The organism is Vibrio sp. J383, assembly GCF_023503985.1.
GTDB classification, from domain to species: Bacteria; Pseudomonadota; Gammaproteobacteria; order Enterobacterales; family Vibrionaceae; genus Vibrio; species Vibrio splendidus.
In genome coordinates this window covers 1,801,438-1,813,208 of record NZ_CP097294.1, presented here as the reverse complement: position 1 = coordinate 1,813,208, position 11,771 = coordinate 1,801,438, and the positions used below count along the sequence as shown (strand labels likewise).

The window sequence follows — 11,771 nt, the reverse complement described above, 5'->3', positions numbered from 1 at the left end:
AAGCCGCTTCGCGGAGGACTTTCCTCTCACTTATCCGATAGACCAAACTTATGATGTATCCATAGATTAAGGAATACATCATGACCCCATTAAGACAACAACTTATCGATGAAATGGCGGTTCGCCGTTTTTCTCCGAAAACCCATGCAAGCTATTTACGTTGGGTTAAAGATCTATCTACTACTTACGATCTGTCCCCCAATTTACTCACCGATGAACAGATTAGTGCGTATTTACGTACGCTCACCATAGAGCGGAGCTTAAGTAGTAGTACTTGTGCTCAAGCTTTGAATGCCATCTTGTTCTTTTATCGTGCCGTTTTGAATAGAGAATTTGAAGAGCGACTGGTTCCCCCGATTAAACGCGCCAGTAAAATACCGGAGCTGCTTAATCGCGAGGAAGTAAGAAGTATCATTAGTCATTGTCGAAGTCTTAAGTATCAGACCGCACTTGAAATGTGTTATGGATGTGGCCTACGTGTCAGTGAGGTCGTAGGTTTGTACGTGAAAGACATTGATGGTACGGCGAAACGACTGCACATTCATTGTGGTAAAGGTAAAAAAGATCGCTTTGTTCCACTGGGTGATAGCCAACTGAATCATCTTCGAAATTACTGGCGTCATTATCACCCAACCGTAGTGCTGTTTCCCAGCCTAGAGCCCGAAAAGCCATTGGGTATTAGCTCTTTGCAGAAGTGCTTCAAAGCAGCAAAAGTTGAGGCTAACGTCAGAAAATTAGGGGGAATACACGCCCTGAGACACGCCTATGCAACTCATCAGCTTGAATCGGGCATGCCTTTGAATGTTCTGCAGCGTTACCTTGGGCATTCGAATATCAAAACGACATTGAGGTACACCCATTGGATAGGTCATCACAACGAAAGCTCGGACGGAAGTAAGTTCGACTTAGTTGCTCAACTATGGGAGGAGAGCGAATGAACGCATTATCTCCTTGCCAAGCCGTATTAACCCAAGGCTTAGAAGAGCTTGATAAAAGCAAAGTCACACCGAGGCAGTGGCAAGTACTCCATCATTTAAGAGACTGCCGAACGGAGCGTATGGGCAGTTACGACTGGCGTTGTCAGCAATGTGGTCATGAAACTCGTTGGTACTGCTCTTGTCGAGATCGTCATTGCCCCAATTGCCAAGAGCAGATGAGACAGCAATGGCTAACAAAGCGAAGCCAAGATATTTTACCTGTGGCCTACCATCATATGGTTTTTACCTTACCTCACGAGTTCAATGCTCTGGTTAAAGCGCATCCTAAGGTGGTTTATCAATGCTTGTTTCATTCAGTGTGGGCAACATTATGCGCGTTTGCTAATGAGCGGCATCACCTTGTCGGTCAACTTGGAGCATTAATGGTTCTTCACACTTGGGGAAGAAATCTGAGTCAACATACTCATATTCATTGCCTACTACCGAGTGGGGTGCTTACAAAAGATCGGCAATGGCAACCGACAAGAAAAGAGAGTTACCTGCTTCCGGTTAAAGCCTTATCCGTTCGCTTTAAGAAAGAGATGTTATGTCGAGTAAGCGAGTTGATAGCGACGCACAGTAATTTATTAGAGGAAGCCGCTAGTAAGAGATGGGTTGTGTACAGTAAACCTGTACTCCACGAGCCTACAGCGGTAGTGGGTTATCTATCTCGGTATTGCAATCGTATCGGGTTAAATCCCAACCAATTAAGTTATAACGTGGATGGCCGTATCACGATGAGTTACAAAGACTACCGAACCAATGGGACGCAAAGAATGTGTTGTAATGCGGGCGAGTTACTTCGACGCTTACTTTTACATGTGTTGCCTAAAGGGCTAATGCGAATACGCTACTATGGCTTTTTAGCTAATGCTGTACGGGTAAAAGCGATAGCGGAAATTAGGCAAAGCTTACAAAAGCGACCCGCAGAGAAATCGGAAGTGCTGAAAGAGAAACCTTGTTGTCCGAACTGCCATAGCAACAGCATGGTACTCGTGTGCATCAATATTAGACCTAGGATAGTCGTTTCAGAGCACCGACTGACCTAGTTGTCTGATTGTACTCAATAAAATTATCGCTGTGTTATGGCGAGAGAAGGGTATTGTTCGCTTTTAAAAACATTATGCAACGGGTATAGTCGCTATAGATAAATTGGCGGCTAGAAGTGGAAAATGGAAGGCTGACGGGGTACCGGTCTTAATGATAATAGTGGAACGTAAGTCAGTCCTAAAAAGCAAACTCCATAGATAGAAGCGGCCAAGTCCAACAGGTATTTATCCATTGTGCTACGACAACGGATAAATACTTAAGCGTTATGTATATCAGGAGTTTAGATGTTAGTTTGGGATGAAATAGATGTATTGGCAGTCCTAGAGGTTGTTCCTGAGCAAGAGATAGATGGGATCTGGTATAAATATACTGTCGAAAAAGCTGGTATACAGCTTTCTATTACAGTGTATCAATATGATGGCGATGTACGATTTGAACTTATCAATTGTCATAATCAATCCACTCTTTTTTCAATGCAACTGATAGATTGTAAGGGCGTAATCAGGAAGTTGGACTCAACGGGTGAGTATCTAGAGTTTGCTCCGGCAAAATGTTTTGGCAGCAGGTACGATGGAATATCATCAATTCCTTATGGAGTAAGGGTATCAGTGAATCCAAATATTAATATCTCGTTATACGGTTGATATACATAACAAAGCGTTCAAGTCAGATTCGCAACGCTTGGCATTTTAAGTTTAAATCAAGTTTAGTATTTACAGCACAGTAGCTTAGGTTCAGTGGTTGTGTTGCTCACTACTTAACGCGGCGTTAGGTGCTTAGGAGGTAAAATGAAACTCAATAATCTTGATAGACAAATTAGTATGTTGTGTCCAACTTGTGGTTGTAAAGACTTCTCTTTTGATGAAAATGACGAGAACGAGCTTGTTACTTGCACTCAGTGTGAGCGCCAGTTGACTCGCGCAGATCTTGTAGCTGAAAATTCTGAATTAATCGCAGAAAATCAAAATGAGATAGCTAAAGAAGCACAAAAGCAAATTGAAGCTGAAATGAAAAAAATGCTTAAAAATGCATTCAAAGGAAACAAGAATATAAAAATTAGATAGGGGGTATTACCTGTATGGACTTTGGTGATGGTATAGCATTTTTGGCTTTGGGGCTGTCTGGGTACGCTACATGGCGAACGATTCAATTTAACAAGAGACAAGACTCTCTAGTTGAAACTCAGAATAAGCTTAATGAATTGCTCTTAGCTAAGGAAACCGAAGAAGTTATCGATGATCGTAAAGCCGATTTAGGTGCATCGATCATTAAGTTGGGGAATCATAAGTATCGGTTGAAAATTTGGAATAAAGGAAATGCCGAAGCAAAAAATGTAACGGTTGAATTCCCAGACGGCAATGAACTAGTTCCAGAATCGGAGCTACAGAGTAAGCTTCCTTATGAGTCGCTCGAAAAGCATGCATCTATTGAGTTATTGGCAGTCGTACATATGCAAACACCAAGTAAGCACAAGTTGAAACTTTGCTGGTCTGACGAACACAGAAATAAAAACGGAAAAATCGTATATCCAACACTTTAGAACGCACCTAACAAAGCGTTCAAGACGGACTCTGTAGTTGACCCGATCTAGTGGACACCTTCAATAGCAATTGGAGGTGTTTATGCCAGCTTATAAATCAGGTAAAAAAACTCAACAATATCTTACGGAATTTAAGGTAACTGCTGTCCGACTTTCGCTTCGAGAAGGAGCTACAGTTAAAGGCGTGGCGCTATCATTAGATATCCACCCTTATATGCTTTCTAAATGGCGAAAGGACTATAGAGAAGGGGTTATTATGGAAGATAAACGTAAGAAAAGGACTCAGATCCCGAGCCAGAAAACTGAGTCTAGTCGGATTGCAGAGCTCGAACGTCAGAATGAACAACTTAAGCTCGAGAATGATTTGCTAAAAAAGTGGCAACGATTCGTTGCCCAAGAAAATCGACAAAATTCCGATTCATAGCCTATTACAAAACGCGTTATTCCATTGTATTGATGTGCCGTTTTCTATCTGTTTCTAAGTCGGGTTACTACGCATGGCTTGATAGAGAGCCAAGCCGCTACGTTCAAGAAGAGCAGGCTTTGAAGAAGCGTATAATTAAAGTGTTTACCCAGAGTCGAGAGACTTACGACAGCCCACGAGTTCATGCAGAACTGAGGCGCCAAGGAGTTTTGGTTAGCCGTAAGCGTGTGGCTCGGATCATGAGAGAGCAAGCGCTGAGAGCACGAAGTTATCGCATTTACATGAAAATGGCCAAGCTACATCGGTTCTATCAATCGATTAAGAATATTAAAAAAGACACACCAAAACCAACGGCAGTTAATCAACAATGGTCTGGAGATCTAACGTATATAAAGCAAGGTAAACGTTGGATGTATCTAGCCGTCGTTATCGACCTTTACTCACGTAAAATCGTCGGTTGGTCGCTTGGTAGTAAGAAGAGTACACAGCTAACGATGAGTTCGTTGAGAATGGCCATTAGAAATCGAAAGCCACAAGAGCGCTTATTGTTTCATACCGACAGAGGCTCTGAATATCGCGCCCATGAAGTTCAAGCTTTATTATCAAAAAATGGAATTGTCCCAAGTATGAATCGTCCAGGTCATTGCACTGATAATGCGGAGGTGGAGTCGTTCTTCCATACGCTCAAAGGCGACATAATTAGGAAAAATAGTTTTAAAAGTGAGAAGCAGCTTAGAGATAAACTTGCCGGTTATATCCAGCATTTTTATAACCGTTATAGACTGCACTCAAGTCTTGGATATCGAACCCCGCATGAATATGAAGTAACGACGGGTTAAAGATAATAGGGTGTCCATTTTATCGGGTGAAGATCATTCACAACGCTCGGCGCTTTCACTTCTAGCTAGTTTCGTGTTTATGGCACAATGCTTTAGGTAAGTTGTTGGCGTTGTTCACACCTTAATTTGGCGTTATGTTTTCGGAGGGAATATGAGTAGTTATAAGAAGCTATTCGAGTGTGTGAGACCTGACTTTATTTGTAATCTCACAGCGACTCGGACCGAAGAACAAGGAGTTCTGAAGCTTACTCTCAGAAGTGAACACGAAAATGTTGAACTCTATGGGTTTGAAGATTTGGCTGATTCAGTTAGTGATTTATTATCCTCTGAACGTATAACAATCTCAGAAGAACTAGGTACTTATAAAGAATTTGGCACAATACGAATTGAGTGTTGGGTAAACGAAAGTTACTCAGAGTATTGGTGTGATCGCGCGCATGTAGAACAAACATAACAAATTGCTTAAGAGTGATTCGCAACGCGTGCCATTTTTACCATGCGTCGTTTTTTGTGTTTAAGGTGGTCTGCAGAGGCTTGGGCATTGCGTGCTCACACCTTAGCAAGGCGTTAGGTAGCTAAGGAGTTTTAAGTAGAGCATATGAAACCAAGTATAAGTGATGTATTAAAAGCTCTTCAGGATAGCTGGTCTTTAGAAAGCACTGAGGAACCAGAAAACTGGACTCAATCTAATCCAAGTCGTGGGCAATGTGGAATATCTGCGCTAATAATTAACGACTATTTTGGCGGAAAGCTAGTTCTATGGAAGGTATTTTTGGGTGAAGATCAAGTTGGCTTTCATTACTCAAACGAGTTACCCGATGGCACGCTATTTGATTCAACTGGCGATCAATTCTGGGAAAGTGAAGAGCTAAAAGAACCTTCTTCGTTTGAAAGACCAGATAAACTACCTAAAAATGGAGCTGACCGGTATTTGGACTTATCAAATTTGGTTCGTAGTAAATTGGAAAGTTATCGGGTAGGAGCGGAAGTCTCTACCTAACGCGGCGTTATACCGCAATCAATCATCTAACCTTTTCATAGCTTTACGGTAAACATCGCTACGTTCGCGTTTTCCGACTGCTAAGACGGTTACAATGATGACATCGTCTTCAACTTTGTAGACGAGACGGTAGCCCGATTGACGCAGCTTAATCTTATACATGTTGTCAGCTCCAGAGAGTTTTGAAGCCGGAACATGCGGGTTATCTAAACGCTCGATTAGCTTTTTCTTAAATTGTTGTTGAAGCGTTGAGCCAAGCTTTTTCCACTCTTTGAGTGCACTCTTTTTAAAGTCGAGTTTATAGGTCATCAATATTTACCGAAATACTCTCTTCAGATTCACGCTCTTTCGCAATAGTTAGTAGTTCAAGATCTTCGAGTCTGTCCATCATCATTTCGTACGCTTCGGCTGGTACGCAATAAAATGCTGGCTCATTTCGGTTCAGTACAGCAACAGGTTCACCGTAAGCACTAGTTGCAACTTTCATAGGGTTAGCTTTCAACTCAGTAATGCTTGCAGCAACATCGGCTAAAATTCTAGTGGTCATGTAATAGGTCTCTTAAGTGGTCTTTATTTCGGTCATTTTAGCCTCAACCAAGCGGTATAACAAGTTGCTTAAGAGTGATTCGCAACGCGTGGCATTTTTACTATGCGTTGGTTTATGTGTTTAAGGTATTATGCGGAGGCTAAGGTATTGCTTTGATCACACCTTAGCAAGGCGTTATATTTCAGGAGGGCAAAGTGCAATTAAATCGAAGTTTTATTCTAAAAATTAAAAACTCCCTAGAAAAGTCAGCTTTCAGCGCTGATGACTTTGAATTTGAGTTTCCAGCTAATGATGAGTTAATTATCATTACATTTTCTCATCATCCTCAATTTCAGTTCTCAATTCGTGAAATTCAGTACTCGAATGAAATTAAGAAGTCAAAGCCGATTCAACATGACATCTTCAGCAGCGCGCTGCGTGGGCAGCCTAAAGGTGATGAGACTGAATTTATCACGGAGCAAATCCGAGAGTTTGAAGTTACAATGTCCCCTGGTGAACTCAAGTCTGTAAATCAATTTAGAGAATCTAACTTGGGGCGAGTTACGTATGATATCGAAAGTTGGTGCAGTAATATCGAATCTGAACTAATAGTTTTATATGCGGAAACTCCATCTTGTGATGATCAGTTGGCTAACCAAATTGATGAAATGTTTCCTAATGAAATGCTTGATTCTGAAGAGCGTTTTACTGAATTGGAACTCGAAGCCTTAAAAGAAAATTTAGAAAGCCTCTTTGACCGAATTAACAAAATTCGGGAAGAATGCAACCTATCGGAAGAAAGGCTCAAGACTTTGCAAGCTGCGCTCAATAAGGCACAAAATAATGCCAAGTTCTATCCAAAAGGAGCGTGGTTACGCTTCAACAAAGCAAAAATTACCGGCACATTGAAAAAACTGTTAGCAGCCCCAGAAGTAAGGCAGCTAGGTTATGAAGTCATAAAGAAGATTGTGTTGAAAGAAATATAACAAACGTTTAAGAATCAAGCTAATCAAACAGGGCGCCATTTACAGGCGCCCTTTGTGTTAGTTGGAAACGCTGTAAGTGTCGTAGTCACGAAGTAAGAAGAGTGCGATACAGGCTGCGAGCATTGGCCAAGAAGTGAAGAACAGTAGGTTGTTGAACGGGTCCATGTATTTTCCAAAAGAGGCGAAGGTTGAACCTGCGTGTAGGACCAAAATGGCACCGTAGGTGTACTTCTTCCACATACCTACAACGAATGCGCCTAAAAAGCCGAGCTGAGCGACACCCATAGCCATCATCGCGTTATCCGAGATGTCGATGCCGTAAAAACCAGATAGCACCTTTGTAGCGTGCTCTGGTACCAGAATCTTATCTAAGCCCCAGAACAAGAAGACGATAAAAATGCCGACTCTCAGTAGTAGTAGGCTAGTCGCCAGTTTGGTTTGAAGTGTCTTTTCCATGATATTCCTTTTAATGCACTCAACGATGCGATGAAATTAAATTTCCCTCCAAGGAGACCCATCGCCTTCGCATTTTCTTTCGTTGTTTTTTAGTGCCTTATGTAACAAGGAATGTCTGATTAACCTTTGCTTATATAATATGTCATTTTTTTGATGTGGTATCATTTACGCAGTTAATTGTTAATGGATATATAACGTGAAAAAATACCTACTATTATCGCTTTCGGTTTTAATTTTGGCTGGTTGTGGAGCCCCTCGTTACACAGGGAGCGCGATTCCAGAACCTACGACTGAAGTGGATGTTGTTATTGTTAAAGACGCTGAAACACGTGAAGGGTTTTTAAATACCATGGAAACGTGGCTGCAAGATAACGATTATACCTACACCGTCGTACCAGATAAGTCTAAGCACGATCTTGATAAGCTAACATTGGAGTATGAAGGCCATTGGAGCTGGGACTTAGCGTTGTTCTTAAAGCAAGCGGAGATCAATGCTTATCAGAACGGGCAAAGAGTCGGTGAAGTAGAGTTTAAAGTTCCATATACGGCTAACCCGAACAAGTTCGGTGATGCATCTAAGCGTATTGGTTTTATGATGGATACGGTATTTGGTAAGAAAACCGCTGAAGAAGCGACGAAAGAGGCCAATTCATCCGATTAAAAAGCGACGAACTAGTCTAATTAGCTGACTAACTCATCCCTTTGTTCGCTTTCTATTTCTCTTTAAGCTCAGCTCGAAGAGACGAAGAGACGAAGAGACGAAGAGACGAAGAGACGAAGATGTGAAGCCGTGGCTTTTACCGTTACGGCTTAACATTGTTCATATTAACTAAAGCTCTTGTCTGAAGTGATTTTTTACTCATTTCGCTTGGTATTCAGGGCCTGGTATCAATACGTTTCGCTATCTTTGCTTCTTTTCATTTCGAGCCAGCCAGATGAGCGGCAATATGATCATTGCAGTGCCAATCGCCATTGCAATATCAGGCATTTCACCAAACCAGACCAACCCAACTCCCACCGCACCGAGTAAGCCGCTGTATTCAGCGCTGGCGATTTTATTGCTTTCTGCCGATCGGTAAGTGACGACACATATCGCCGCGTAGATGAGGATAAAGCCGCTTGAACCTGCGGCAGTGATGAGTGGTGACCAATCCCATTCACGGCCTTCCCAAATGGCGAGTCCAAGTGATGCTGGAACGCCTGCTAAATTGGTTAACAACAAGGTTTGTGCCACGGTTTGATGCTTCGGGAGTTTGCGGATCAATAAGTTATTACTGGCAATGGTTAACGCTACGATAAGCGCTGCAATGGCCGCCCAATCGATCTCTGTCGGGCGAATGATGACCAGAACGCCCATAAAGCCAAATATTCCAGCAGCAATAGAGTAGCGGCTGAGTTGTTCTTTGAAAAATACCAAGGCTAACGGCAGCATCATCAAAGGTGCGGCGTAGAAAATCGCGTTGGCGGTGGCCAATGGCATAGCATTGATGGCAAACACCATAAAGATTGCACCCAGTAACCATATGTGCGCGCGCAGGACATGCCATTTCAGCCCGTCGGTGAAGCTCTTTTTACTCACGCCAAAACAAAAAGGCAGAAGGATTAACACGGCCGTTAGCTGTCTGAAGAAGACAAATTGAAACACAGCAATGTCTTCGTCCAAGGTTTTAATTAAGGCATCAGAGAAAACCGCAATTAGATTACCGACAATGAGTAAACTCATTGCCATTCCAACAGACATTGAAGGCATGATGAAGCTCCTATCATTGACTGACGCGTGTTCAGTGTGAGTTAAAGATAAAATGAAGAAATGTGATGGCGTAATCTTAATGCATAAAATCGTTTCATATATAATGATAAAAATTCACTTAGTATGAGCTGAGCTAATAATGAAATTACCACCTTTAAGAGCAATACAATGTTTCGAGTCGGTCGCTCGTTTTAATAGCTTTTCTCAGGCGGCTATAGCGCTTCATGTTACTCAAAGTGCGGTGAGTCATCAGGTTCGCTTGCTAGAGGAATACTTAGGTGAAACCTTGTTTGTGCGTCAGGGAAGGCGTTTATCGCTCACCCCGATAGGAGAGCGTTATTACGAAGATGTGTCTCACTCATTGCAGAATATCGCGCAAGCCAGCTATCAAATCCGTGAAGGTGACAGTGGCAAAATTCGGATTGCAATGTACAGTTCACTGGCCGTGAAATGGTTGGTACCTAGGCTCGAAAACTTACGCCAACAGCATCCAGAAATCGACTTAACGTTAAGTATGGTGGCCGATGAGCCTGAGTTCTCGGATCAAGTTGCCGACTGCTTTATTACTGCCTACCCGCCAAAGAAAAACTACGTTAGTGACTTCCTATACAAAGAGCAGCTCTATCCGTTCTGTAGCCAAAAGGTGTGGCAGAGAATCGAAGATAAACCTTTGCCAGAGGCACTGTGGGATCAGCAGTTACTTTCAGTAAGTTCAATCTTCAAGGATGGCGGTGAAGCGAAAGACTGGGCTAAGTGGTGTGAACTCGGTGGTTTCAGCCTGCCAAAGGATGTGAAAATTAGCCAATTCAGCCACATGGTCCTGGCCGCTGAGGCTGTGAAATACCATCAAGGTATCGCGTTCCTGAACGACTACTTTCTTAATGACCAAGATCTTCAACAAAACTTAGTTCGTATCCCAATGCACGATTTACCGACTGGCGACAATATGTACTTTGTCTACAAAAATTCGAGAGCCAAGCAGTTTGAAATCAGAACGTTAGGCCATTGGCTCAAACAGCAATGTTTTGATTATGAGTAAACAGTGAAGCGTAACATTGAAAGAAACCGCTCACTCTCAGATACATGCGTGGTATCTAGATAACACGCATATATTTTAGGGGCGTGAACTACGCTCTTATGTTCGTTGGAAACGCTCCAAGTGTCTTAACTCGAAGTAAAAAGATTGTGAGGCAGGCTGCCATCAATGAGTCTGCTTAGACTTGTTCCCATTCTGGCGTTGAGGTGGATGAGAGTTTGTCTTCATTATCTGCAGCCATATGTTGCTGTCTGAGCAAACTTATCGTCAGGCTTATTGGCATCGGCTTATAAAAATAGAAGCCTTGGATATAGTCGACACCTAGCTTAGACAAGATTTTTACTTGTGATTCATACTCAACGCCTTCGACAATAACTTGCATGCCTAAGGTTTGAGATAGCTGAAGCATGGACTCTAGCAGAGGGATACCAAAGCTTGATTCGTCGGATATGTTTTGCACGAATACACGATCGATTTTTAGAATACTAAATGGGAATTGTCTTACAAAGTCTAAGCCTGCATAGCCCGTCCCAAAATCATCAATTGCGACTCTTACGCCCATGTTCGATAGCTTGGTCAGGTTGTCTTTAATCTTGAGCATATCGGCATCAGAACATTCACCATCCTCGGTTACTTCAAAGACCACCTGCTTGAGAATGTCTGGGTTCTTCTTATATATATGACTCACCTTGCTCGCAAAGTTGCTATTTGAGAGCACATTCCGGCTTATGTTGACGCTGACATATCTTGATTGAAATAGGTGCTGGTTGTTGGTGAGCATGGCTAATACTTCACGTAAGACGAAGTACGTGAGGTCTTCTATTAATCCTAAGCTTTCTGCAAGAGGGATGAATATAGCGGGAGAGACGTTACCTTCAACTGGGTCATGCCACCTTAATAGTGACTCACAGCCGACTATTTCATGAGTATTATGGTTAACGATTGGCTGCAAGTGGACATGTAAGTGATCGTTTCTTAGTGCGTCAGATAATGAAGACTCTAAGCTTCTGTGGTTTTGTTTATTGTGCCTGATCGACACGGCGATAATTGTCGCGATTCCTGCAAATAGAAAACCGAACCAAGAGTAACGTAAGAGTGTATAGAACCAAGATAATACTAGGCTCCCGTCAGGATAATACGACCATAGGTTAGGGATCACATTGACCTTTGAGGATGTCAAACGAATG

Annotated in this window: 14 protein-coding genes and 1 pseudogene; 10 read left to right on the top strand and 5 right to left on the bottom strand. The window is 42.4% G+C overall.

All coding sequences use genetic code 11. The features are described from left to right. Positions 1-80: 80 nt before the first annotated feature. The 7 genes from M4S28_RS24420 (at position 81) to M4S28_RS24385 (ending at position 5,830) form a co-directional block, all read left to right on the top strand. Positions 81-938 carry a tyrosine-type recombinase/integrase gene (locus M4S28_RS24420; protein WP_249633111.1) on the top strand — a complete coding sequence of 286 codons (858 nt, stop codon included), beginning with the start codon at positions 81-83 and terminating at the stop codon, positions 936-938. Then, the gene (locus tag M4S28_RS24415; RefSeq protein WP_249633110.1) at positions 935-2,026 is read left to right on the top strand and encodes an IS91 family transposase; all 1,092 of its coding nucleotides are present in this window, start codon (positions 935-937) and stop codon (positions 2,024-2,026) included. The genes M4S28_RS24420 and M4S28_RS24415 overlap by 4 nt, the downstream gene beginning before the upstream one ends. A 285-nt stretch (positions 2,027-2,311) precedes the next feature. Then, positions 2,312-2,671 carry a Ypar14, super integron cassette gene (locus M4S28_RS24410; protein ID WP_249633109.1) on the top strand — a complete coding sequence of 120 codons (360 nt, stop codon included), beginning with the start codon at positions 2,312-2,314 and terminating at the stop codon, positions 2,669-2,671. A gap of 144 nt (positions 2,672-2,815) precedes the next feature. Further along, complete coding sequence (locus M4S28_RS24405; protein ID WP_249633108.1) at positions 2,816-3,091, top strand: ECs_2282 family putative zinc-binding protein; 276 nt, start codon at positions 2,816-2,818, stop codon at positions 3,089-3,091. A 14-nt stretch (positions 3,092-3,105) separates the two neighbouring features. Then, a complete protein-coding gene (locus M4S28_RS24400) occupies positions 3,106-3,567 on the top strand; it encodes a hypothetical protein (protein ID WP_249633107.1) in 462 nt (153 codons plus the stop codon). An 82-nt stretch (positions 3,568-3,649) separates the two neighbouring features. Beyond that, positions 3,650-4,830 (top strand): IS3 family transposase gene (locus tag M4S28_RS24395; RefSeq protein WP_249633106.1). Its coding sequence is split into 2 segments (ribosomal slippage): positions 3,650-3,935 and positions 3,935-4,830, totalling 1,182 coding nucleotides; the frame shifts between segments, so codons are not numbered across the junction. A 598-nt stretch (positions 4,831-5,428) separates the two neighbouring features. Next, the gene (locus tag M4S28_RS24385; RefSeq protein WP_061025733.1) at positions 5,429-5,830 is read left to right on the top strand and encodes a YunG family protein; all 402 of its coding nucleotides are present in this window, start codon (positions 5,429-5,431) and stop codon (positions 5,828-5,830) included. Between the two features lie 18 nt (positions 5,831-5,848). On the opposite strand, the gene M4S28_RS24380 is transcribed toward M4S28_RS24385, so the two are convergent. Then, positions 5,849-6,139 (bottom strand): type II toxin-antitoxin system RelE family toxin, encoded by a 291-nt coding sequence (locus M4S28_RS24380; RefSeq protein ID WP_005377002.1) that lies wholly within the window; start codon positions 6,137-6,139, stop codon positions 5,849-5,851. After that, entirely contained in the window at positions 6,129-6,377 is a 249-nt protein-coding gene (locus M4S28_RS24375; protein WP_004730320.1) for a type II toxin-antitoxin system Phd/YefM family antitoxin, read from the bottom strand. Before M4S28_RS24375 ends, M4S28_RS24380 begins: the two co-directional genes overlap by 11 nt. A 194-nt stretch (positions 6,378-6,571) precedes the next feature. Here M4S28_RS24375 and M4S28_RS24365 point away from each other — a divergent pair, with 194 nt between their 5' ends. Continuing rightward, on the top strand, positions 6,572-7,342 hold the full coding sequence (locus M4S28_RS24365; protein ID WP_249633105.1) for a chromosome partitioning protein ParA: 771 nt from the start codon (positions 6,572-6,574) through the stop codon (positions 7,340-7,342). Positions 7,343-7,399: 57 nt separating this feature from the next. Here the strand turns inward: M4S28_RS24365 and M4S28_RS24360 are convergent, their stop codons facing one another. Next, positions 7,400-7,798, bottom strand: coding sequence for a hypothetical protein (locus M4S28_RS24360; RefSeq protein WP_249633104.1), 399 nt, complete (start codon positions 7,796-7,798; stop codon positions 7,400-7,402). A gap of 196 nt (positions 7,799-7,994) precedes the next feature. Here M4S28_RS24360 and M4S28_RS24355 point away from each other — a divergent pair, with 196 nt between their 5' ends. After that, complete coding sequence (locus M4S28_RS24355) at positions 7,995-8,459, top strand: Sbal_3080 family lipoprotein (RefSeq protein ID WP_249633103.1); 465 nt, start codon at positions 7,995-7,997, stop codon at positions 8,457-8,459. 240 nt (positions 8,460-8,699) lie between these two features. Here M4S28_RS24355 and M4S28_RS24350 read toward each other — a convergent pair whose 3' ends face one another. Continuing rightward, entirely contained in the window at positions 8,700-9,548 is an 849-nt protein-coding gene (locus M4S28_RS24350; protein ID WP_249633102.1) for a DMT family transporter, read from the bottom strand. A gap of 139 nt (positions 9,549-9,687) precedes the next feature. Between M4S28_RS24350 and M4S28_RS24345 the strand changes: the two genes are divergently transcribed. Beyond that, positions 9,688-10,587: a LysR family transcriptional regulator gene (locus M4S28_RS24345; protein WP_249633101.1), complete on the top strand. Its 900-nt coding sequence runs from the start codon at positions 9,688-9,690 to the stop codon at positions 10,585-10,587. A gap of 175 nt (positions 10,588-10,762) precedes the next feature. Here M4S28_RS24345 and M4S28_RS24340 read toward each other — a convergent pair. Next, positions 10,763-11,680, bottom strand: a pseudogene (locus tag M4S28_RS24340) (EAL domain-containing protein); the annotation flags it as partial. Positions 11,681-11,771 lie beyond the last annotated feature (91 nt).